This window comes from Streptomyces sp. NPDC033845 (assembly GCF_055576225.1).
This window is the reverse complement of sequence record NZ_JBVIRI010000017.1, coordinates 1-20,829: the sequence shown is the minus strand read 5'-3', so window position 1 is coordinate 20,829 and position 20,829 is coordinate 1. Positions and strand designations below refer to the sequence as shown.

The 20,829-nt window shown below is 74.1% G+C and carries 21 protein-coding genes; 11 read left to right on the top strand and 10 right to left on the bottom strand.

Annotated elements, in window-relative coordinates:
• Positions 1–219: 219 nt before the first annotated feature.
• Positions 220–441, top strand: coding sequence for a hypothetical protein (locus tag ACZ50K_RS29005; protein ID WP_468908296.1), 222 nt, complete (start codon positions 220–222; stop codon positions 439–441).
• Positions 442–549: 108 nt separating this feature from the next.
• Here the strand turns inward: ACZ50K_RS29005 and ACZ50K_RS29000 are convergent, their stop codons facing one another.
• Positions 550–876, bottom strand: coding sequence for a PRC-barrel domain containing protein (locus tag ACZ50K_RS29000; protein WP_468908475.1), 327 nt, complete (start codon positions 874–876; stop codon positions 550–552).
• Between the two features lie 245 nt (positions 877–1,121).
• On the opposite strand from ACZ50K_RS29000, the gene ACZ50K_RS28995 reads away from it, so the two are divergent.
• From ACZ50K_RS28995 to ACZ50K_RS28975, 5 genes are all read left to right on the top strand, one after another.
• Positions 1,122–1,625 carry a hemerythrin domain-containing protein gene (locus ACZ50K_RS28995; RefSeq protein ID WP_468908294.1) on the top strand — a complete coding sequence of 168 codons (504 nt, stop codon included), beginning with the start codon at positions 1,122–1,124 and terminating at the stop codon, positions 1,623–1,625.
• Positions 1,626–1,720: 95 nt separating this feature from the next.
• On the top strand, positions 1,721–3,805 hold the full coding sequence (locus ACZ50K_RS28990) for an ATP-binding protein (RefSeq protein WP_468908292.1): 2,085 nt from the start codon (positions 1,721–1,723) through the stop codon (positions 3,803–3,805).
• 200 nt (positions 3,806–4,005) lie between these two features.
• Positions 4,006–4,662: a 2OG-Fe(II) oxygenase gene (locus tag ACZ50K_RS28985; protein WP_468908290.1), complete on the top strand. Its 657-nt coding sequence runs from the start codon at positions 4,006–4,008 to the stop codon at positions 4,660–4,662.
• 38 nt (positions 4,663–4,700) lie between these two features.
• On the top strand, positions 4,701–4,844 hold the full coding sequence (locus tag ACZ50K_RS28980; RefSeq protein ID WP_468908288.1) for a hypothetical protein: 144 nt from the start codon (positions 4,701–4,703) through the stop codon (positions 4,842–4,844).
• Between the two features lie 135 nt (positions 4,845–4,979).
• Positions 4,980–5,297, top strand: a complete 318-nt coding sequence (locus tag ACZ50K_RS28975; RefSeq protein ID WP_468908287.1) for an SH3 domain-containing protein — start codon at positions 4,980–4,982, stop codon at positions 5,295–5,297.
• A gap of 64 nt (positions 5,298–5,361) precedes the next feature.
• On the opposite strand, the gene ACZ50K_RS28970 is transcribed toward ACZ50K_RS28975, so the two are convergent.
• Together ACZ50K_RS28970 and ACZ50K_RS28965 are read right to left on the bottom strand one after the other, a co-directional pair.
• The gene (locus ACZ50K_RS28970; protein WP_468908285.1) at positions 5,362–6,138 is read right to left on the bottom strand and encodes an LmeA family phospholipid-binding protein; all 777 of its coding nucleotides are present in this window, start codon (positions 6,136–6,138) and stop codon (positions 5,362–5,364) included.
• A complete protein-coding gene (locus tag ACZ50K_RS28965; protein ID WP_468908283.1) occupies positions 6,135–6,860 on the bottom strand; it encodes a TetR family transcriptional regulator in 726 nt (241 codons plus the stop codon). The genes ACZ50K_RS28970 and ACZ50K_RS28965 overlap by 4 nt, the downstream gene beginning before the upstream one ends.
• A gap of 108 nt (positions 6,861–6,968) precedes the next feature.
• On the opposite strand from ACZ50K_RS28965, the gene ACZ50K_RS28960 reads away from it, so the two are divergent.
• The gene (locus tag ACZ50K_RS28960; protein WP_468908281.1) at positions 6,969–9,113 is read left to right on the top strand and encodes an MMPL family transporter; all 2,145 of its coding nucleotides are present in this window, start codon (positions 6,969–6,971) and stop codon (positions 9,111–9,113) included.
• A gap of 22 nt (positions 9,114–9,135) precedes the next feature.
• On the opposite strand, the gene ACZ50K_RS28955 is transcribed toward ACZ50K_RS28960, so the two are convergent.
• The 4 genes from ACZ50K_RS28955 to ACZ50K_RS28940 form a co-directional block, all read right to left on the bottom strand.
• Positions 9,136–10,431, bottom strand: a complete 1,296-nt coding sequence (locus ACZ50K_RS28955) for a sulfite oxidase (RefSeq protein ID WP_468908279.1) — start codon at positions 10,429–10,431, stop codon at positions 9,136–9,138.
• Positions 10,432–10,589: 158 nt separating this feature from the next.
• Positions 10,590–10,793 (bottom strand): cold-shock protein, encoded by a 204-nt coding sequence (locus ACZ50K_RS28950; RefSeq protein ID WP_468908277.1) that lies wholly within the window; start codon positions 10,791–10,793, stop codon positions 10,590–10,592.
• A 284-nt stretch (positions 10,794–11,077) separates the two neighbouring features.
• Complete coding sequence (locus ACZ50K_RS28945) at positions 11,078–13,141, bottom strand: PE-PGRS family protein (protein WP_468908276.1); 2,064 nt, start codon at positions 13,139–13,141, stop codon at positions 11,078–11,080.
• A gap of 106 nt (positions 13,142–13,247) precedes the next feature.
• On the bottom strand, positions 13,248–13,703 hold the full coding sequence (locus ACZ50K_RS28940; protein WP_468908274.1) for a tellurite resistance TerB family protein: 456 nt from the start codon (positions 13,701–13,703) through the stop codon (positions 13,248–13,250).
• A gap of 248 nt (positions 13,704–13,951) precedes the next feature.
• Here ACZ50K_RS28940 and ACZ50K_RS28935 point away from each other — a divergent pair, with 248 nt between their 5' ends.
• A complete protein-coding gene (locus ACZ50K_RS28935) occupies positions 13,952–15,292 on the top strand; it encodes a hemolysin family protein (RefSeq protein WP_468908273.1) in 1,341 nt (446 codons plus the stop codon).
• A complete protein-coding gene (locus ACZ50K_RS28930; RefSeq protein ID WP_468908271.1) occupies positions 15,289–16,302 on the top strand; it encodes a hemolysin family protein in 1,014 nt (337 codons plus the stop codon). Before ACZ50K_RS28935 ends, ACZ50K_RS28930 begins: the two co-directional genes overlap by 4 nt.
• Before the next feature lie 66 nt (positions 16,303–16,368).
• Here the strand turns inward: ACZ50K_RS28930 and ACZ50K_RS28925 are convergent, their stop codons facing one another.
• Together ACZ50K_RS28925 and ACZ50K_RS28920 are read right to left on the bottom strand one after the other, a co-directional pair.
• Complete coding sequence (locus ACZ50K_RS28925) at positions 16,369–17,406, bottom strand: spherulation-specific family 4 protein (protein ID WP_468908269.1); 1,038 nt, start codon at positions 17,404–17,406, stop codon at positions 16,369–16,371.
• Between the two features lie 141 nt (positions 17,407–17,547).
• On the bottom strand, positions 17,548–18,189 hold the full coding sequence (locus ACZ50K_RS28920) for a hypothetical protein (RefSeq protein ID WP_468908267.1): 642 nt from the start codon (positions 18,187–18,189) through the stop codon (positions 17,548–17,550).
• Positions 18,190–18,401: 212 nt separating this feature from the next.
• On the opposite strand from ACZ50K_RS28920, the gene ACZ50K_RS28915 reads away from it, so the two are divergent.
• The gene (locus tag ACZ50K_RS28915; RefSeq protein WP_468908265.1) at positions 18,402–19,103 is read left to right on the top strand and encodes a GAP family protein; all 702 of its coding nucleotides are present in this window, start codon (positions 18,402–18,404) and stop codon (positions 19,101–19,103) included.
• A 51-nt stretch (positions 19,104–19,154) separates the two neighbouring features.
• Here ACZ50K_RS28915 and ACZ50K_RS28910 read toward each other — a convergent pair whose 3' ends face one another.
• Positions 19,155–19,946 (bottom strand): CAP domain-containing protein, encoded by a 792-nt coding sequence (locus ACZ50K_RS28910; protein ID WP_468908263.1) that lies wholly within the window; start codon positions 19,944–19,946, stop codon positions 19,155–19,157.
• Positions 19,947–20,446: 500 nt separating this feature from the next.
• Here ACZ50K_RS28910 and ACZ50K_RS28905 point away from each other — a divergent pair.
• On the top strand, positions 20,447–20,829 hold a 383-nt coding region (locus tag ACZ50K_RS28905; protein ID WP_468908262.1), incomplete at its 3' end, for an argininosuccinate synthase domain-containing protein.

The following is a 20,829-nucleotide window of genomic DNA, read 5'->3' as shown; positions in this document are numbered from 1 at the left end:
GCGAGGACGGCGGGAGACAGGGCGGGGAGCGGGTCGGCCATCGGGAAGGTCATACCGCCCGCGTGCCCGGCCCGGCCGCGTTCAAGCCCCGCCGAACCGCCCCCGTACGGGTGAGGAACACACCGCCGTCCGCACCGTTTCCGTGGGCCGGTCGGGGGTAGCCGCGCCTCTACGTGGCCGCAGCCCCATGCGGCCGCCCCTACTTCGGAGGCGAAATCCATGGGAGGCATAGCCGGTTGCATCGTGCTCATCGCGGTGGGTGCGATCCTCACGTTCGCGAGCGACTGGACGATGGACGGGGTCAACCTGGACGTCGTCGGCGTGATCATGATGGTGTGCGGGGCCATCGGTCTCGCGGTCTATTCGAGCGTCTTCAAGCGCCGCCGCACCGCCGCGGCGCTCCCGGTCGTCGACGAGACGCGCCGGGACCTCCGCCCGTAACCGGCGGCACGGACCGGCGACTCCGCCGTGGACGGGACCGGGACGGTCCCGTCCACGGCGGAGTCGGACGGTGCGGAGGGTTCAGCCGGTTCGAACGGTTCGAACGGTTCAGATGATGCGGCCGCCGAAGAAGCCCGGGCCGTAGTAGTAGCCGACCAGCTCCTCCCGGTATCCCGGGTCGCCGAGATGGCGGTCCCGGTGGAACTCGGGCGCGTCCTTGACCTGCTCCCTGGTGCAGCTCACATGGACGGTCCGGTTGTCCGGGTCGATCCGGGTCACCGTGCCGGCGGGCAGCAGCACCTCCTTGCCGAAGATCCAGACGCCGGTGTCCACCACCAGGTGGCAGTCGTCCACCTCGTCCGAGTGCTTGTCCACCTTGCCGATGCCGCCGTCGGCCGCCTCGACCCGGAAACCCGTCAGGTCGATGTCCGTCATCCGTCCGGCGGTCGTCCGATAGCCCCATACGGGCTCGACATGCTCAGCACGCTCGACGTGTTCGGTCACGCGGGAACAACTCCTCGGGTCGGCGGGGGCGGTGGCGCTTCCCGGCCGCCCCCGTACGGTCTGCCGTGTTCCGCGCCTGCCCCGGCACCGCGAGCCCACACACCCCGGATGTTTGGACGGCCCCCGGGTGAGCAGGCGCCGGGGGACGGAGGAATCGCATCGAGGAGGAGACGGGCATGGCCGAGGACCGGCAGCAGAACCAGGACGTCGTCGCTTTGATCCTCAAGGACCACCGGACGATGGAGGAGCTCTTCCGCCGGATGCGGAGCGTGGAGGCGGACCGCGCGGGCGCGCTGACGGAGTTCTCCGCGCTGCTCGTCGCCCACGGCGAGGCGGAGGAGGCCGAGGTGTACGGGGCGCTGAAGCGCTTCAAGAACGTGGACGACGACGAGGTGGACCACGGTACGGAGGAGCACGCCGAGGGCAACGAGGCACTGCTCGCCCTGCTGGAGGTGGAGGAGGTCGGATCCGAGGCCTGGGACGAGAAGTTGGAGGAGCTCGTCAAGGCGGTCACCCACCACCTGGACGAGGAGGAGCGGACCATCCTGAACGGGGCCCGGGAGAACGTGCCCGACGAACGCCGGGCCGAACTGGGGGCGGCGTTCTGGGCCGAGCGCGGACGGCAGCTCGACGCCGACTGCGGCCGGATCGCGAACGTGCGTGCGCTCCTGGGTCGTTGACGGCGGCCGGCCGATACCGGCCGGTTGACGGCGGTCGGACCGAACGCGGTTGCCATTCCGGTGCGCCGGGGCCGATGAGGGTCGAGAATGCTCTGGTGATCTCCCATCTTCCCGAAGCGGCGACGACCTTCATCGGCCGGGAGGCCGAGACCGCGGAGCTCCGGGCAGCGCTCGCGGCGCACCGGCTGACCACGGTGACCGGCCCGGCCGGGGTCGGCAAGTCCCGGCTGGCCCTCCGGGCGATCGCAGTGACCCCGACCGGGGGCGGCGGCGGTCCCGCCGTGTGCTGGGCGCACCTCTGGCCGTTGCAGGACCAGCGGCTGCTGGTGGCGGCCGTCTCCGACGCCGTCGGATACTCCGACCACCGGCCCGACATGCCCCTGGAGGGGCTGTGCCGCTGGCTGGCCGGACGGCCGACCCTGCTGGTCCTCGACTCCTGCGAGCACCTGATCGACGCGGTCGCCGACCTGGTCGCGGACCTGCTGACCACGGCGCCCGGGCTGAGGGTGCTGGCCACCAGCCGTGAGCCGCTCGGACTGCCCGGTGAACACGTCCTGGCCGTGGGCCCGTTGGCCGACGGGGTGGCACTGGAGCTGCTGCGGGACCGGGCGGTCGCCGCCGGAGCGGTCCGGCCGGGGCCGGCCGAGCGGACCGCGGCGGCCGAGATCTGCCGGATGCTGGACGGGCTGCCGCTGGCGCTGGAGCTGGCCGCCGTCCGGCTGGCGCACGACGGGGCCGCGGATCTCGCGGCCCGGTTGCGGACCCGGCCCGCGGAGGATCCGCTGCGGTCGCCGGGTGCGGCCGGGCCGGCGGGGCGTCCCGGCCACCACCGGAGCCTGTGGACCGCCATGGGCTGGAGCCATGAGCTGTGCGATCCGCCGGAGCGGCTGCTGTGGGCCCGGCTGACCGAGTTCCGCGCGCCGTTCGACCGGTCCGACGCGGTGTCCGTGTGCGCCGGCGGCCCGCTGGACGCGGCGCGGATCCCGGCGCTGCTGGAGTCGCTGGCCCGCAAGTCCGTGCTGACCCGCTCCGGGGACCGGTACCGGCTGCTGCAGCCGCTGCGGGACTACGGCCGGATGTGGCTCTCCGAGCTGGGGGAACGAGGATCCTCGGCGGACCGGCACGCCGCCCACTTCGGCGAGCTCGCCGCGCGGGCGGAACGGGACTGGCTGGGACCGGGGCAGGTGGCGGGGTACACCAGGGTAGAGGAGTCCCACGCCGACCAGTGCGCGGCGCTGGAGCATCTGATGGCGACCGCCCCGGAGCGGGCGGTGGAGCAGGCCGGCCGGCTCGGGTTCTTCTGGGCGTGCACCGGTCATCTCCATGAGGCCCGGGCCTATCTGGAGCGCTGTCTGGACGACGGGCAGGAGAGCGGGTCGGCGGAGGGCGGGCCGGCGGAGGTCGGGCCGGCCCGTCGGCAGGCGCTGTGGGCGCTCGGGGTGACCCTGCTGCTCCAGGGCGATCACGACGGGGCCCTGGAACTGGCCCGGCGCTGCGCCGAGGCCGCGGACCCGGCGGCCGATCCCGAGGGAGTCCTGCGGGCCGCCTATCTCAACGGGCTGGTCCATCTGATGTCGGGGAACCCCCATCTCGCCTACCGGGTGGCGGCCCGCGCCCTGCGGCAGGTCCCGGGCGGGCCGTTCGAGTCCCAGGCCCGGATGTTCTGCCGGCTGGTGACGGTGTTCGCCCTCACCGGTGCCGGTCGCCTCGAAGACGCCGAGCGGGAGGCCCGGACCGTGCTGGCCGAGTGCGTGCGCCTCGGGGAGTACTGGACCCGCTCCTACCTGGAGTACCAGCTGTCGCTGATAGCGCTGTTCCAGCAGCGGCCGGGGCGGGCGGCCCGGCGGGCCCGCGCCATGCTGTTCGCCAAGCGGAGGATCGGGGACAGCTTCGGGATCGCCCTCGGCCTCGACCTGCTGGCCGCGGCCGTCGCCCTCCAGGGGGACGGGGCCGCGGCGGCCAGGATCTACGCCGCCGGGCTGGTCCACTGGCGCTCGGTGGGCCACCCGCAGCGCGGCACGCCCGAGCTGGCCGCCGTACGGGAGGACTGCGAGGCGGCGGTCCGCGCCCTGCTGGGCGAGCACGGGCTGGACCGGGCGCTGGACGCCGCGGGCGGCGAGGAGCCGGCCCTGCTGCTGGCCCGGGCGCTGGACGAGGCCCCGGAGGATCCGGCGGGCTGACCGCGGGAGCGCCGGCCCGCTCCCCCGGGCGCGGGGGGCCGGAACCGGCCGTGGGGTTCCCGGCCAGGCGTCCGGCGGGACCGTCCGGGGGACGCGGATGCACGGGAGGGTTCCGGCCGGTGCCGTCACCGGGGCGTACGCCCTGGTGCGCCGGGTGCGCGCCCTGCCGGGCCCGCGGCCGTTGGCGTTGGCTGCGGGGCATGACAGAAGTCCTGAACGACGAGCGGCCGGCGGCCCCTGCGGACACCCCGGTCGGCCCGGAGGTCTTCTCCGGCGGGGCCCGTCCGACGGTCGTGGTGCCCGCTCCGGTCCTGCGGATCGACGGGTTCCTGGGCGCCGCCGACGCGGAGCGACTGCACGCCTTCGCCGTCGACCGGCGGGCGGAGTTCCTGGCCGGGGACACCTCCGAGTACGGCCGGCAGGCGGCCTATCTGCCCATCGACAGCCCGTTCTTCCGGCAGGCGCTGGCCAACTGCCTGCCGCTGGCCCGCTCGGTGCTCGGCATCCGGGCGCCGGGGGTGAAGGTGGCCACCCAGATCACCGCGTACGGGGACGCCGCCGGGTTCACCGCGCACACCGACGCGGGGGAACTAGGCTTCGACCCGGTCCACCAGCTCACCGCCCTCTACTACTTCCACCGCCGCCCCAAGCGGTTCACCGGCGGGGCGCTGCGCCTGTACGACGTGGCCGCCGAGGGGGGCCGGGCGTGGCGGGCGGACGGCCACCGGGATCTGGAGCCGGCCTTCGACACGCTGATCCTGTTCCCCGGGACCGCCTACCACCAGGTGCTGCCGATCCGGTGTCCGTCAGGGGAGTTCCGCGACTACCGGTTCGCCGTCAACGCCTGGATCTCCTGATGGACCCGCGACCCTTCCCGTCCGAAAGGAGTGCTCCCGTGGAGGTGTCAGAGAGCAGCCCGGTGCTGGAGCTGCTGCACCGGGCCGCGGAGGCCGACCGTCACGGCTACGGCCGTGAGCCCGCCGTGTTCGAGCTGCCGGCCCCGGATGCCGGGGTGCTGGACCCGCTGCGGGCCACCTGAGCCGGGCCCCGCGAGGCTCGGGGGGGCCTCGCGGGGACTCCGTCCGGCTGACCCCCGGGCGTGTCCCGCGGGCGGCGGCCCGTACCGCGCGGATAGTCGTGCCCGGACACTGACGCGCGAGGAAAGAGGCCGAGGATGAAGAAGACCGTACTGGTGTGCACGATGGCGGCGAGCCTGCTGATCGGTCCGGCCGCCGCGTCGGGGTGGGCCGCGCCGTCGCCCTCGTACCCGGTGGGAGAGGTGGTCTCGAAGTCCACCCTCAACGTCCGTGAGCGGGCCACCATCTACTCGGACACGGTCAAGGTGCTGAAGCCGGGTCAGCGGGTGGAGCTCGACTGCCAGATCCGCGGCGGATGGGTGGACGGCAACCCGGTCTGGTACCGGCTGGACGGCATCAGGGGCTGGGTGTCGGCCCGGTTCGTCCACAACCACCAGCCGGTCCCCTACTGCTGACGGAGCCTTCGCCCCCGGAGCCGCCGCGGCCCTCGTGGCCCCCGCTCACGGTTCGGAGCACCGCTCACAGGTCGGAACACCGCCCTCGTCCCGGAGCACTGCTCCGGGACGAGGGCGCTGTGCTGTCCGCGGCGGGGCCCAGGGAGTCCGCGGTGAGGCTGAAGGCGAGGACGAGTCCTGCGGCGCCCGCGTGCGCGCCGGTCAGGGCGGCTCCGGTGGGGAGGTCCTCGATGGCGACCGTGCGCGGCTTCAGGCCGTCGGCGAGCGCACCGCCGAACGGCAGGCCGGCCAGCTGGTCCACCGGGACGTCCCGGCCGAGGACGCTGACGGTGGAGGGCGTGACGGTCAGGGTGTCGGCGGTGGTGGACAGTTCGGTCCGCACGGTGACGGGCAGCCCCAGGGATCCGACGGTCCCGTTGAGCACGAGGTCCCCGCCGTCGTTGCCCACGGTCATCCCCTCCCCCAGGCCCTTGTTCTCGGCGGCGGCCCGGTCCCGGACCCCGCTGTAGGGGACGGTGGCGGTGGCGGTCCCGCCGCTGCCGGTGCCGTCGTCGGTGACGTCCTTGAGTTCGGCCTCCACGTCCACGGTGGTGCCCTGGCGCCGGACGCCCTCGGCCTTCACCCGGACGGTTCCGATGCTGCCGGTGAGGGCCTGGAGCCCGGCGAAGGGGCTGTCCAGTTCGGCGGTGACCGGCCCGGTGGGATCCAGGCGGCAGCTCGCGGCCGATATGACCCGGTCCTCCACCTTGTTCTCCACCACCTTGTCGGTGACGGTGGCGGCGGCGATGACCGCGACCAGGGAGGCGGCGGTCAGCAGGAGCGGTTTGCGGCGGGGCTTCACTGTGCGGGAGTTCCGTTCCGGGCGAGGATGGCGAAGGCTTTGGGCAGGAGCGGGGCCGCGTCGCCGGCCGTGCCGGCTTCCCGGCGGGCCCGCTGGGTGCGCAGTACGGCGCGGGCGGCGGAGAGCGCCGAGCAGGCGATGACCCCGGCGTGCAGGTCGGCGTCGGGCAGATCGGCTGGGAGCCGGTCCAGGACCAGCAGGGTGAGCCGGTCCTCGAACTCGGCGAAGGCCTGGGTCAGCCGGGACCGGATGAGGTCCTGCCCCTCGGTGCCGGCCAGCGAGTGGGTGAGTCCGGTGAGGGTGCTGCGGGCGAACGGGACCGCGGCCTCCAGCAGGGCGTGGCACACCGCGTCGAGCGGGTCCTCCTCGCGCGGCCGGGCGGCCAGGGCGGTCTCGATGAAGGCGAACAGTTCCGCGCTGTCCGGCAGGAGCAGGGACTCCTTGCTCTCGAAGTAGCGGAAGAAGGTGCGCTCCGAGACGTTCGCCGCGGCGGCGATGTCGGTGACGGTGGTGGCGGTGAACCCGCGTGCGGCGAACAGTTCGGCCGCGCAGGCGCGCAGGGCGTTCCGGGTCTGCTCCTTCTTGCGCTCGCGCAGCCCGGGCGGAGCGGCCTCCGGCGGGGACGCGGGCGCGTGGCCCGGCGCGGGCTCCGGTGCGGATGCCGGTGCGGGGCCCGGTTCGGATGCCGGTGCGGGGCCCGGTGCGGGTTCGGGTGATGCCATGGCCGCCATCCTCCGCATTCCCGGCAGGCATGTCAATTGGCAGCGCTGCCACTTCTGCTCTAACCTCACCTGTCAGTCCTGACACTTTTCGCATCCCCTGGAGTCGCCGTGCCCTCCGACCCCCCTCCCACCCGGCTGGCCCGGACCGGATCCTTCTGCGCCCGGCACCCCTGGTGGGTGATCGGGGCCTGGCTGCTGGTCCTCTGCGCCGCCTTCGCGGGCCGCCAGGCGGTGGGGCCCGTCTACAGCGACCAGGTGACCCTGCCCGGCTCCCGCACCGACACCGGGGCCAAGCTGCTCGCGGTCTCCGAACCGGCCGCCGGGGCGCCCAGCGGGAAGGTGGTCTTCCACGTGGACTCCGGCACCCTGGACGGCCGGTACCGCCAGGAGGTCGGCGACACGGTGGACCGGCTGGCCGCCCTCCCCCACGTCACCGCCGCCTCCGAGCCGGTGACCAGCACGGACGGCCGGACCTCCTACACCGTCATATCCTTCGACGAACCCCTGAAGGCCCTCGGGCACGACTACACGCGACACCTGGACGAGGCCACCGGGCCGGCCCGCGCCGCCGGAGTCGGCGTCGGCTACGGCGGGGACCTGGAGCAGATCGTCCGGCCCCCGGCCGGCAACGCCACCAGCGAGGCCATCGGCCTGGCCGCCGCCCTGCTGGTCCTGCTGCTCGCCTTCGGCAGCGTCGCCGCCGCCCTGCTCCCGGTGGTCACCGCACTGATCAGCGTGGGCGTCGGACTGGGCGTGGTCGGCATCGTCGCCGGGGCCGTCACCTTCGCGACCTCCGCGCCCACCCTCGCCGCGATGATCGGGCTCGGGGTCGGCATCGACTACGCCCTGTTCCTGACCACCCGCTACCGGCAGGACCTGATCGAGGGCGGGGACCCGGTCGCCGCCGCCGGACGCACCACCGCCACCAGCGGGCACGCGGTCCTGGTCGCCGCCATGACCGTGGGCGTGGCACTGCTCGCCCTGTACGCCTGCGGACTCCCGTTCATCGGCAAGCTCGGGCTGGCGGCGACCACGGCCGTGGTGATGACGGCCGCCGCCGCGGTCACCCTCGTACCGGCGGCGCTCGCACTGGTGGGGCGGCGGATCGACCGGGTGCGGGTGCGGCGTCCGGTCGCCGAGACCTCCGGGGTTGGGGACGGCTGGCACCGGTACGCGGCCCTGGTGGCCCGCCACCCGCTGAAGTTCCTCACCGCGGGATCGCTGCTGCTGGCCCTGTGCGCCGTACCGCTGTTCAGCATGCGGCTGGGGCACGTGGACGCCGGCGCGGACCCGGCCGGCAGCAGCACCCGCGACGCCTACACATGGATCTCCGAGGCCGGGGGTCCCGGGTTCGGCCCGGGCGCCAACGGCCCGTTCCTGGTCGTGGTCGACCTGGCCGGGGCCGGGGCGCCCGCCGACCGGATCGGCGCCGGGCTCGGCGAGGCCCTGGGGAACACCCCCGGCATCGCCCGGTTCTCCCCGCCGCGGCCGAGCGCCGACGGGAAGGTGCTGCTGTCCACGGTGACCCCGGCGTCCGGTCCGCAGGACGCGGCCACCGGCTCCCTGTTCACCGCCCTGAACGAACACACCCTCCCGGACGGCCTGCGCGGCACCGGGGCCACCGGCTACCTCACCGGCAGCACCGCGGGCCAGCTGGACTTCCGCGACACGGTCACCGAACGGCTGCCGGTGATCATCGGCCTGGTGCTGCTCGCCTCGTTCCTGCTGCTGATGACGGTGTTCCGCAGCCTGGTCATCCCGCTGAAGGCGGTGCTCCTCAACCTGGCGACCACGGCGGCCTCCTACGGGGTGCTGGTCGCGGTGTTCCAGTGGGGCTGGGGCGACGGACTGCTCGGCCTGTCCGAGCCGGTCCCGATCGAGTCCTACGTGCCGATGATGATGTTCGCCATCACCTTCGGGCTGTCCATGGACTACGAGATCTTCCTGCTCTCCCGGATCACCGAGGACTGGCGCGCCGGCGGCGACAACCAGCGGGCCGTGGGCACCGGACTGGCCGTGACCGGCCGGGTCATCTCCGGCGCGGCACTGATCATGACCGTGGTCTTCCTGTCCTTCGCCGCCTCGCCCTCGGTGGTCATCAAGATGCTCGCCGTGGGCCTGGCGGTCAGCGTGATCATCGACGCCACCGTGGTCCGGCTGGTGCTGGTGCCCTCGGTGATGTTCCTGACCGGCCGGGCCAACTGGTGGCTGCCCGGCCCGCTGGAGCGGCTGCTGCCGCACTGGAAGGCCTGAGGCCCGCCGCCGGTCGGCCCGGTCAGATCACGGTGACCGGGTGCCGGACCACCGCGTCGAACAGGTAGCCCTGGGTGTTGTGGGCGGCGGTGACGGGCTGGGTGCGGCCGGTGGCGTCGGTGGCCCGGGCCAGCAGGGCGGTCGGCCCGGTGCTGCGCGGGGTCCACGGCACCGACCAGCGCACCCAGGAACCCCGGCGCGGTGCGTCGTGGAACCGGGCCCGCCGCCATCGGTCCCCGCCGTCGGTGCTGACCTCGACCCGGTGCACGGGGGCCGCGCCCGACCAGGAACGGCCGGTCAGCAGCCGGGTCCGGTGCACCGGTACGGTCGCGCCCTGCTCCAGTTCGAAGGCGCTCTTGAGGGTCTGCCGGGTGAGCGGGGCGCTGCCCTGCGGCGGGTGGTCGGGGCCGAACAGCCGGTACAGGTCGGTGTTCCAGGGGGTGTAGAGCGGCTGTGCGCTCACCTCGATGTCGCCGACCCATTTGATGGAGGAGATTCCGATCCAGTCGGGCACCACCACCCGGACCGGGCCGCCGTGGTCGGGCGGCAGCGGCTCGCCGTTCATCTCGTACGCGAGGATGACGTCGTCCAGCGCCTTGGAGACGGGCAGCGGGCGCCGGACCCGGCCCAACCGGACCCCGTTGCCGACCACTTCGTCGTCCAGGCCGCGGGGCAGCACGTCCACGGCACGACGGGTGACCCCGGCGCGGCGCAGCACGTCGGACAGCCGGGCGCCGCGCCAGCGGGCCACCCCGATCGCGCCGAGCGTCCAGGAGGTGCCGGTGACGGGCTGGCCCTGCTGGGTGGTGTAGAAGCTGCGGCCGTTGCCCGCGCATTCGATGAACAGGGTCCGCTCGACGGCGGGCAGTGCGCGCAGCCGGTCGTACGAGAACTCCACCGGACCGCCGCGCAGGGCGTCGCCCCAGACCTCCAGCCGCCAGTCGGCGGGGTCCAGGCGCGGTGTGGTGGTGTGGTTGCGGACGAAGAACCGGTCGAGGGGGGTGAGGGGACCGGTGCCGGCGAGGGCGGCGAAGTTGGTTTCGGCGTTGGTGCCCCGAATGGTGAACAGCTCGGGCGGCAGCGGCTTGACGATCCCGGGGAGGGCCGCGGGTGCGGCGGCGGCCGGGCCGTCGACGGCCGCGGGTGCGGCGGTGGCCGGGTCGGCGGCCGCCAGGCCCAGCGGGCCGGCGGCGGCGCCGGCCGCGAACAGCCGGAGCAGGTCGCGGCGGTCCACTCCGGCCGAGCGGGCACGGCCGCCCGCCCACTGGCGCAGGCGGGCACGGTCGTAGCGGCTCTCGTCCGACAGATCGACGGGCATGGCGGGACACTCCTCGGTCGCGATGTTCCGTCGGACCGTAGGACCCCGCCCCCACCTGCCGGAACCTCCTCGGCATGATGGCCACGAACCTGCAACGCGGCCGCAACGCGCGGTGGTTCCGGCGAGGTGGGGAGCGGGCCCCGGGTATCGGGGTCAGGTCAGGACGGCACGATGTTCTCGGCCTGCGGCCCCTTCTGGCCCTGGGTGATGTCGAAGGTGACCTTCTGGCCTTCCTGGAGCTCGCGGAAGCCCTGGGTGGCGATGTTGCTGTAGTGCGCGAAGACGTCGGGGCCGCCGCCGTCCTGCTCGATGAAGCCGAAGCCCTTCTCCGCGTTGAACCACTTCACGGTGCCTGTTGCCATGCCCTTGATCCTTCTGTTCTGTGCCGGGGATCCCCCGGCCTTCCGAGCGCGCCTTCGTGCGGCGCACGTGACGGAATGTACGCGCTCCGTGACCTGATGTGAAAGGCGGGAGGGGCCGGTCGTGGACCTCCGCGCACATGTTCGGTTCAACGGGGCCTTAAGGAGGCCGTAAGCCGCACCGAAACCCCCACCGGGGACCGCGGGCACCGCTACGTTCGAACACATCAGGGAACCGCAGCGCGCGGCGCCCCGCCCCGGGGACGGGCGCGGCGCCGCGCACCCCCTCACCCGGTGCCCCCGATCACGGCCCGGTCCCGCACCCCCCGGGACCGGGCCACCATGCCGGCGATGACCCGCGGCGGGATCCCCGGGTTACGGGCGGCCCGGGAGGCCGTGTCCGGATCCCGGAGGGAGGCCGCCAGCACGCTCGCGGGCAGCCGGCGCGCACCGAGCACGGCGGCGCGGACCGTGTCGCTCGGGTCCTCGGCCAGCCGGGCCGCGTCGGCGGCGGAAAGCCGGGGGTCCTCGGCCGCCCGCCCCCGCACCTCCGGGTCCGGGTCCCGGGAGAAGCGGGCGACCAGCTCCGGAGTGGACTCCGGGTCGTCCAGGGCCAGCCGCCGCATCCGGCCGTGCGGATCGCCCACGTACCCCAGCAGGCCGGCGCGCGGGAAGTTCGGGTGCGTACGAGGACGGCCCGGGAAGGACAGACTGCCGGTCCACCAGGTCCAGACGCGGAGCAGCATCTCGGCCGGGGCGTCCTCGCAGGATTCGGCGAGGAACAGCTGGACGACCGGGTCCGGGTCCCAGGCCAGCCGCCCGACCACGTCCGGCGGCAGCCGGCGGGCCCGGGCAACGCTGCGGCGCACCAGGACGTGCGAGGAGGCGGCGAGCTCCCGCATGGCCTCCGGGTCCCCGTGCCGGTCCGCCACCCATTCCAGGGTGCGGGAGGTGCCGGACCGGCCGATGTCCACCGGGATCGCGGCGCGCTGGGCCTCGGTGAGGTCGGCGCGGACCGAGACCGTGTGCCGCACCCCGGCGTCGGGGTCCCCGGCGAGCCGGGCCACGGTCTTCGGATCGAGGCGGGGGTTCCCGGCGAGCAGCCGGCGCCGGTCCGGATCTCCGGCCGCGAGCACCTTCTCCACCAGTTCGGGGGACGGCGGAGCACTCTCCAGGATCCAGTCCGGGAAGCCCGCGCGCTCGTACTCCGCCGGGGAGACCGGCCGGTCCGCGGTGTGCGGCCGCAGGGCCGCGGCCCGTACGGCGGGCGCCGGGTCCGCCAGCAGGGCCCGGCGGCGGTCCTCCGACAGCAGGGGCCACGAGGTTCCGCAGACGGCCGCCCGTACGGTCGCCTCGGGGTCCCCGGCGAGGGCGCCGGCGACCGCGGCCGGCAGGCCGGCCAGCCGGGCGGTCTCGGCCCGCACCCGGGTCGAGGGGTCGGCCGCCAGCAGGGCGCAGGTCTCCGGGGGCAGTTCGGCCCGGCGGTCGGCGGCCAGCATCGCGAGGAGCCACCGCTCCCGCTCGGTGCCCGCCGCGGCGATCAGCCGGGCCCAGTGGTCCGGGCCGAGGTCCTCCCCCAGCTCGGCGGCGCCGAGTCCGGCCTTCGGGTCGGGGTGGGCCAGGGCGGCCGCCACCCGCTCGTCCGGCGGGAGGAGCCGCATCAGCCGGGGCGAGCCGGACAGCAGCTCCCGCCGGTGGTCCTCGGGGGTGGCCGGGTTGCGGACCAGCCCCTCGGCCCAGTCGCCGAGCACCCGGGGGTCCGGGGCGGGGGCGTCCAGGAACTCCTCCCAGACCGCCTCCGCCCGGCCCCCGTCCTCCCGGGCCGCGGTCTCGGCGGCCCGCTCGATCCGGGCGCCGACCCCGGTCAGCACCAGCAGCCGGGGGCCCTCGGCGCGGTCGAGGACACCGGCGACGGTCTCGCCGTCCACACCGGACGCCAGCAGACCGCGCGGGTCGGGGTCGGCGGCGGTGAACAGCGCGGCGAGGGCGGCCACCGGGTCGGGTGCCTCCAGCCGCACCCGGCGCCAGGCCCGGCCCCGGCCGCCGGACGGGGCGTACGGGCCCTCGAACGCGAGCAGGAACTCCCGGCCGCCGGCCAGCAGCAGCCGGGCCGCCTCGGCCGGAGCGGTGGCCGCGGGAGCGTCCGGCGCCGTTCCCGCCCGGGCCAGGAGCCGGCCCGCCGTGGCGCTCTTCCGTATGCCGGGCAGCCACCAGGTGCCCAGGGGTTCCAGCCCCATGGACCCGAGCAGCTCCCGGTAGCCCTCCTCGTCCCGCAGCCGGTCGTCCCGCGGTCTGCCGTCCTGCGGTCTGCCGTGGTGCGGTCTGCCGTGGGGCGGTCCGTGGTCCCTCATGTCCGTGCGTCCCCCTCCGTGTGGTGCGTACCGCCATCCTCCCCGGAGGGGGTTCCGCACCTGGTGGCGGCCCCTGCGGGCCCGGGGACGGCCGCCGCGGGGGCCGCTACAGGTCGAACTCGTGCGGGGGCAGCCCCAGGGCGTAGCAGGCCTCGCGGACCACGGCCTGCTCGGTCTTGTCGAAGTCGCCGTCGGCGCCGCCGATCACGATGCCGATCTGGATGACGGCGCGGGCCTCGGCCGGCTTCTTCCTGGCCTTGGCGATCTCCTGGAGCACCCCGACCTTGCCGAAGTCGAAGTCGGCGGCGAGCCTCTCCAGGTTGGCGTCGAAGCGCCGCTGGAGGTCGGCGGCGTCGAAGTTGGCGAGCACCTCGTTGGTGGCGATCAGCTGGGCCACCCGGCGGCGCTCGGCGGGGTCGATCGTGCCGTCGGCGGCGGCGACCAGCGCGCACATCGCCATGCCGGCGTCCCGGAACGCGCCGCTCTTGAGGTCGTGCTTGGTGGCCACGAGCTGCGCCTGCATCGTCGACGCGGATTCCTTGATGCGGTCCCACAGGGCCATACCGTTCTCCCTCAGTTGTTTCTACAATGCTGTAGAACGTATCAGACCCGCAGCACCGGACCGGCAGGGGAATTTACTTGCCCTTTACCATCGGGATGCGGATACTGTCCGTGACCGAAAAGCAGTCCGGACCACCCGAGTCCGCCGAGAAGCGAATGGAGTGCAGGACCCGCAATGGGTGAACCTCCCAGTACGAGCCGTGCCACAGCCCGCCCGCAGAACCCCGAGCCGGGAGCGGAGGTGGCACGGTGACCGAAGTCCTGCTGCTGCTCCTCGCGCTGGCTCTGACGCTGGCGTGCGCGGTGTTCGTCGCCGCAGAGTTCTCGCTCACCACGGTCGAGCGCGGTGAGCTCGAACGCGCCGCCAAGGCCGGCGAGCGGGGCGCCGAGAGTGCCCTGAAGGCCGCCAAGCGGCTGACCTTCCAGCTGTCCGGTGCCCAGCTGGGCATCACGGTGACCTCGCTGGTGATCGGCATGCTCGCCGAGCCCTCCGTCTCCCTGCTGCTGCGCGGACCGCTGGAAGCCGTGGGCCTGCCCGCGGGCGCGGTGCCCACCACCTCGACCCTGCTGGGCGTGGCGCTGTCCACCGTGGTGCTGATGGTGATCGGCGAGCTGGTCCCCAAGAACTGGGCGATCTCCCGGCCGCTGGCCGTCGCCAAGGTGGTGGCCGGTCCGCAGCGCACCTTCACGGCCGCGTTCGCCCCGCTGATCCGGCACCTGAACAACACCGCCAACCGGCTGGTGCGCCGCTTCGGGCTGGAGCCGGCCGAGGAGCTGGCCTCCGCCCGTACGCCCGAGGAGCTCGTCGCCCTGGCCCGGCACTCCGCCCGGGAGGGCGTGATCGAGGCCGACTCGGCCGAGCTGTTCGTCCGCACCCTCCACCTGGCCGAGCTCACCGCGGAGAACGTGATGACCCCGCGGATCGACGTCCAGGCCCTGGAACTGCGCGCCACCGCGGCCGATGCCGCGAACCTGACCCTGGCCGGCGGCCTGTCCCGGTTCCCCGTCTACCGCGACTCACTCGACGAGGTGGTCGGCACCGTCCACATCCGCGACGTCCTCGAACTCGACGAGGACCAGCGGCCCGTGACCCCGGTGTCCGAGCTGATGACCGCCCCCCTGCTGGTGCCGCACTCGCTGCCCGTGGACACCCTGCTGGGCCGGCTGCGCAAGGCCAGGACCATGGCCGTGGTCATCGACGAGTACGGCGGCACCGCCGGCGTGGTCACCGTCGAGGACATCGTGGAAGAGGTCGTCGGCGAGGTCCGCGACGAGCACGACCCCATCGAGGTCCCCGACCTCATCGAGGGCCCCCGGCAGAACGGGCGGCCGGTCTGGGAGGCCGACGGCAGCGTCCGCCTCGACGAGCTCGCGGAGATCGGGTTCACCGTCCCCGAGGGCCCGTACGAGACGCTGGCCGGTCTCATCGCCACCCGGCTGGCCCGGATCCCCGTCGAGTCCGACACCCTGGTCGTCGACGGCTGGGAACTCACCGTCCTCGACATAGACCACCACCGCGCCGACCGGGTCTCGGTCACGGCGCCCGCCGCCGCCGAAGAGACGGCCGGAACCCGGGGGGAGGACCGATGACCGCGATCCAGCTGCTGATCGGTGCCCTCACCCTGATCACCAACGCCTTCTTCGTCGGCGCCGAGTTCGCCCTGATCTCGGTCCGCCGCAGCCAGATCGAACCGGCCGCCGTCAAGGGCAGCCGGCGCGCCCGCACCACCCTGTGGGCGCTGGAGCACCTCTCCGCGATGATGGCCACCGCCCAGCTCGGCATCACCGTGTCCTCGCTGGTCCTGGGCGCGGTCGCCGAACCGGCCATCGCCCACCTGCTGGAGCCCCCGTTCGCGGCGGTCGGCGTCCCCGAGGCGCTGGTCCACCCGATCGCGTTCGTCATCGCCCTGGCCGCGGCCACGTACCTGCACATGCTGATCGGCGAGATGGTCCCGAAGAACATCGCGCTGGCCGCGCCGGTGCCGACCGCGCTGCTGCTCGGTCCGCCGCTGGTGGCGCTGACCCGGGCGCTGCGCCCGTTCGTGTTCGGCATCAACGCCTTCGCGAACACGCTGCTGCGCCTGCTCAAGGTGGAACCGAAGGACGAGGTCGGCGCGGTCTTCACCGACGACGAGCTCGGCCGGCTGGTCCGGGACTCCTCCGCGGCCGGCCTGCTGGCCCCGGAGGACGGCGAGCGGCTGCGGGACGCCCTGGAGCTCGGCAAGCGCCCGGTCGGCGAGATCATGATCCCGCGCGCCGGATTCGTCACGGTCGACGCCGGGATCACCCCGCGGGGGCTGGAGCGCACCGCCGCCGACCACGGGTTCTCCCGGCTGGTCGTCACCGGTCCGCGGGACGAGATCCTGGGCTTCCTGCACATCAAGGACACCCTGGCGGCGACCGACCGGAACGCGCCGTTCCCGTCCTCGGCCCTGCACACGGTGACCCGGATCGGCCGGGACACCCCGCTGGACGACACCATGGACGCGATGCGGGAGGCCGGTACCCATCTGGCCGCCGTCACCGACGACCAGGGGGCCGTCATCGGGTTCGTCACCATGGAGGACGTCCTGGAGGAGCTCGTCGGCGAAGCCGCCTGAGCCGGTCCGGGCCTTCGGGCCCACCGGAGCCGGCCGGGCCCGCACGGGCCCGGCCGGCTCCGGCCGTCAGCCCAGGGTGGCGGCGTGGACGGTCTGCCGGGTGAAGGCCCAGGAGGGGCCGGTGTTCCACGGGTTGGGCATGGTGGCGCTGGTGGCGTAGGCGTATCCGGCGCCTCGCTCGAAGGCGGTCCGCAGGATGGTGCGCATGGCGTCCTCGTCGGGGACGTTGTGCACCAGGTGCCAGAAGGCGGTGCCGTCCGGGTCGAGTTCGGCGCCGGGACGGTAGCCGGTGGCATGGTCGAACACGTTGCCGCCGTGCCAGGCGCGGAGGTCGCCGCCGGGGCCGCCGTCACCAGCGAGGTACCGCTGGTAGGTGTCCTCGTAGGTGACGAAGACGTCGGCGGTGCGCTTGCCGCGCTCCAGGAAGCAGTCCGCGATGGCGGTCCCCGGGTTGTTGACGACCAGGTCCTCGGCACCGGGGTCGATCCGGGCCATCTCCTCCCGGACGTAGCGGCGCAGGGCCGTGTAGTGGTCGCGCACCGAGTTGCCGGGCCCGCAGTCGCGGGCCACCACGTCGAAGAAGATGCCGTCCACGTGCAGCCGGCCGTCCGGGGTGCGCAGGTAGTTGTCCACGGAGGCCTTCACCTCGGCGGCCGGGCGGTTCCCGTGGTCGGTGTGCACATAGCCGAGGATCTTGGTCCGCTCGCCGGTCGCGGTGGTACGGGCCCGCAGGGCGTCGGCGGCGGCCCGCCAGGGCCCGTCGAAGGGCAGGTCCCCGTTCCCCGGGTTGAGGACCACGATCGAGGGGGCGGGGCCGGGCCCGGTCAGGTCGGCGATCATCGCGTCGTCGGCCCAGACGTAGGCGGGTACCGCGATCTCCAGTCCGCGGACACCGGCCGCCCGGGGTCTGGGGACGAAGTCCGGGGAAGGGGATGTCGACGGGGCCGGGATCGGAACCGGCCGTGCCGTACGGGCCGGGGCGCGGTCGGCGCCGGCGTGGTCGGCGGAGGTGTCGGCCGAGGCCGTGAGGGAGGGCGCCGGGGCCGCGAGCAGGAGGACCAGCAGGACCGCGTACAGCGGTCTCAGGGCTCTGGCGGACGGCATGGCTGTTCCTCCGGCGGGACGGCAGGGGCGACCTCAGGAACAGTAGACGGGCGGCCTGCCGGGGCAGGCCGAATCCCCCGCTTCGGTCGGAAGAACAGACAAGCGAGTCATCACCTTGTCATGCGACGGGTGGCCCGGCGGTCAGAGCCCGGATCCGCCGCCCCGGCCGTAGCGGGTCAGCCGGGCGCGTGCGGCCTTCTCGGACAGTCCGAGGCCCCGGCCGACGGCGGCCGGATCCAGCCCGTCCACCTCCGTGCCCCGGGCCGCCTCCCGGCCGGCCGCCTGGACGATCCGCTCCAGGGCCGCCACGGCCCGCAGGGTGGCCACGGGCGCGTCGACGGACAGTTCGCCGAGCTGGCGCTCCAGCCGGTCCAGGGTCTCCCGCAGCCGCTCGGGCAGCGGCTCACAGCGGGCCTCCACCTCCCGGGAGTGCTCCGCCCAGTCCGCGTAGGGGCCGCTGGTGTCCACCTCCGCCTCGTACAGCCGGCGCTCGCCGATCCCGGCCCAGTCCAGCGGGTACGGGCGGTGCCCCCGCCAGCCGCAGGAGCAGGCGGCGCGCAGCGAGTGGGCCCGCGGCCGGCCGTGCCGGCCGTCGTAGACCGCCCAGTCGGAGGTCTGCTGGACGTTGGACCCGCTGCCGAGGTCCAGGTACACCGGGCCGGGTTCGGCGCCGTCGGCCAGCAGCACCCCCACCGTGCCCTCGTGGGACGCCCCGAACTCCTCCACCCGCCACATCATGATCCCCAACTCCTCCCGGGAAGCGGTGCGTCTGGTCGCGGTCACCGAGGACCCCGACGACCGTAGCGGTAAGGGGGGCGCCCGCGCCGGGGGTCGGGAATCCTCGGCTCCGGCGGTCGGCCGGGGTCCCGGCCGGACGGGGCGGCGGGCCCGGTGGCGAGCGGGCGGTGGGCCGCCGGACGGGTGGTCGGCGGGTGTCCGGTGGGCGGTCCGCCGCGGTCCCTTACCGGAGGCGTACGGGCGGGCGGGGACAGTGGGTGCATGACCGCGAGAGTGCAGGGCCGGCGGCCGGCCCGGTTCCGGGCCCGACGGTGATCGCCGAGATCGCGCCGCTGGCCGTGGCGATCGCCGTTTCCCCGTTCACCGTGATCCCGGCGGTGTTCATGCAGTTCACGCCCCGGGGCCGGGCCACCGGCAGCGCCTTCCTGATGGGCTGGATCCTGGGCGTGGCCGTTCCGGCGGCCCTGGGGACCGTACTGGCGGGTCTGGTGCCGGGGGCCTCCCAGGACCGGCCCTGGGTGGACTGGGTGCGGGTCGGTCTGGGTGCGGCCCTGGTACTGCTGGGGGTCCGGCAGTGGCTGGTGCGGCGGGGCAAACCGGCGCCGCGGTGGATGCGGCTGCTGGGCGAGGCGGGCCCGGCCAAGGCCTTCCGGCTGGGGATCCTGCTGGCGCTGGCCAATCCGAAGATCTTCCTGCTGGCCGGGGCGGCCGGGCTGGCCATCGGGTCGGCGGCGGACTCGGCCCCGGTGGCGGCCGCCGCCGTGGCGCTGTTCACGGCGGGGGCCGCCAGCACCGTGGCCCTGCCGGTCCTGCTGCACCTGGTGTGGGGGCCCCGGGTGCTGGGACCGCTGGGCCGGGCCAAACGGTGGCTGGAGGCCCACGCCGCGGCGGTCATGGCCTGGGTGATCGGCGCGATCGGCGTACTGCTGCTGGCCGAGGGGCTGATGGGGGCAGGCTGAACGCGTGGGGGGGCCGGCGGGGGGCGCGCGGGCCGGGGGTGCGGGTCAGGGTCAGCCGGCGGCGGCGAAGACCTGGGTCCAGTAGTAGTTCGGCTGGGCGAGGCCGATGCCGATCTCCTTGAAGGAGCAGTTCAGGATGTTGGCCCGGTGGCCGGAGCTGTTCATCCAGCCCGTCATGACCTTCTCGGGGGTGCTGTAGCCGTAGGCGACGTTCTCGCCGTAGGTGCGCCAGGCGTAGCCGGCGCGGGTGATGCGCTGGCCGGGGTTGGAGCCGTCGGAGCCGGTGTGCGACATGTTGCCGTGGGCGGCCATGTCCTTGCTGTGGTTCTGGGCCGCGGTGTTCAGCTTGGCGTTCGACTTGAGCGGCGAACACCCGGCCTTGGCGCGCTCCTTGTTGACCAGGGCCAGCACCTGGGCGGCCGTGCCGGTCGGCGGGGCGGGCGGGGTGGTGGGCTTCTTGGTGGCCGTCGGGGACGGCGGCTTGGGCTTGGTGGTCTTGGTCGGCTTGGGCTTGGCCGGCTTGGTGGGCTTCTTGGTGAGGGTGGGGGCCGGCGGCTTGGGCTTCTGCGGGCCGCGGGTGGCCTGTCCGGAGGTGGGCCGGGCGCCGGGGGTGCGGTCGGTGCCGGTCGTATGGCTCTCCGGGCCCTTCTCGCCGCCGGGCCGGATGCCGAGGGGGGAGGCGCTGTGCGCGGGCCGCGGGTCCTGCTGGGCGTTGACCTTCCCGGTGCCGGGTCCGTCCGAGTCCAGACATGCCATCGCGGCCGTGGGTATGCCCACGATCCCGACCGCGACCGCGCCGATGGCCAGCTTCCGGTAACGCGTGTTCTTGCGGTGTTTCTGCATGCGGGACCTCACTCGGTTTCTGCGAAGCGCCGGCGCCCTTGCCGCGCCGGCTCCGGGCGAGCCGCCATTCTTAGAAGTCCCCCAACGGCCTGGCAAGTCACCTCCCCCGGCTCCGCTTCGGCGCCGCGCGACCGGACTTGAAAACGGGGTCCGGTCGTGCCGGAGGCCCAGCGGCCCACCCCCGCAACACTGCTGACGGATCATCAGAACAGAACCTGGCCTGCCCTGTTGGCGCCGGGCGTCTCATTCCTCGGGACGGGCAATTCATGGGAGAGGGGGAATGTCGACGCCCGAGCGACAAATCTCGACATATCGGCGAGCCGGGAGCGGTCGTAATGGTTCCGTGATCCGGGATTCCCCTGTGATGCATGTCACCGTTTCCCGCGCGCGAGAGGCTCGTACGCACACCGACATCCGACCCCTCGGCGACCACTGGGGCCCATGTGATGCGCGTGTCACATCCTTTTGCATGACCATGCGGTTCGATGCATACTCTTCCTATGTCTAAGGTCCTCACCTCCCTGCCCGTCGGCGAACGCGTCGGCATCGCCTTCTCCGGCGGCCTCGACACCTCCGTCGCCGTCGCCTGGATGCGCGACAAGGGCGCCGTCCCCTGCACCTACACCGCCGACATCGGCCAGTACGACGAACCCGACATCGCCTCCGTACCCGCCCGCGCGAACACCTACGGCGCCGAGATCGCCCGCCTCGTCGACTGCCGCGCCGCACTGGTCGAAGAGGGCCTGGCCGCACTCACCTGCGGCGCGTTCCACATCCGCTCCGGCGGCCGCGCCTACTTCAACACCACCCCCCTGGGCCGCGCCGTCACCGGCACCCTCCTGGTCCGCGCCATGCTTGAGGACAACGTCCAGATCTGGGGAGA

Coding starts and splice junctions, on each gene's coding strand:
- ACZ50K_RS29005 (WP_468908296.1), top strand. CDS start 220: ATGGGAGGCATAGCCGGTTGCATCGTGCTCATCGCGGTGGGTGCGATC.
- ACZ50K_RS29000 (WP_468908475.1), bottom strand. CDS start 876: ATGACGGACATCGACCTGACGGGTTTCCGGGTCGAGGCGGCCGACGGC.
- ACZ50K_RS28995 (WP_468908294.1), top strand. CDS start 1,122: ATGGCCGAGGACCGGCAGCAGAACCAGGACGTCGTCGCTTTGATCCTC.
- ACZ50K_RS28985 (WP_468908290.1), top strand. CDS start 4,006: ATGACAGAAGTCCTGAACGACGAGCGGCCGGCGGCCCCTGCGGACACC.
- ACZ50K_RS28975 (WP_468908287.1), top strand. CDS start 4,980: ATGAAGAAGACCGTACTGGTGTGCACGATGGCGGCGAGCCTGCTGATC.
- ACZ50K_RS28965 (WP_468908283.1), bottom strand. CDS start 6,860: ATGGCATCACCCGAACCCGCACCGGGCCCCGCACCGGCATCCGAACCG.
- ACZ50K_RS28955 (WP_468908279.1), bottom strand. CDS start 10,431: ATGCCCGTCGATCTGTCGGACGAGAGCCGCTACGACCGTGCCCGCCTG.
- ACZ50K_RS28950 (WP_468908277.1), bottom strand. CDS start 10,793: ATGGCAACAGGCACCGTGAAGTGGTTCAACGCGGAGAAGGGCTTCGGC.
- ACZ50K_RS28945 (WP_468908276.1), bottom strand. CDS start 13,141: ATGAGGGACCACGGACCGCCCCACGGCAGACCGCACCACGGCAGACCG.
- ACZ50K_RS28940 (WP_468908274.1), bottom strand. CDS start 13,703: ATGGCCCTGTGGGACCGCATCAAGGAATCCGCGTCGACGATGCAGGCG.
- ACZ50K_RS28930 (WP_468908271.1), top strand. CDS start 15,289: ATGACCGCGATCCAGCTGCTGATCGGTGCCCTCACCCTGATCACCAAC.
- ACZ50K_RS28925 (WP_468908269.1), bottom strand. CDS start 17,406: ATGCCGTCCGCCAGAGCCCTGAGACCGCTGTACGCGGTCCTGCTGGTC.
- ACZ50K_RS28910 (WP_468908263.1), bottom strand. CDS start 19,946: ATGCAGAAACACCGCAAGAACACGCGTTACCGGAAGCTGGCCATCGGC.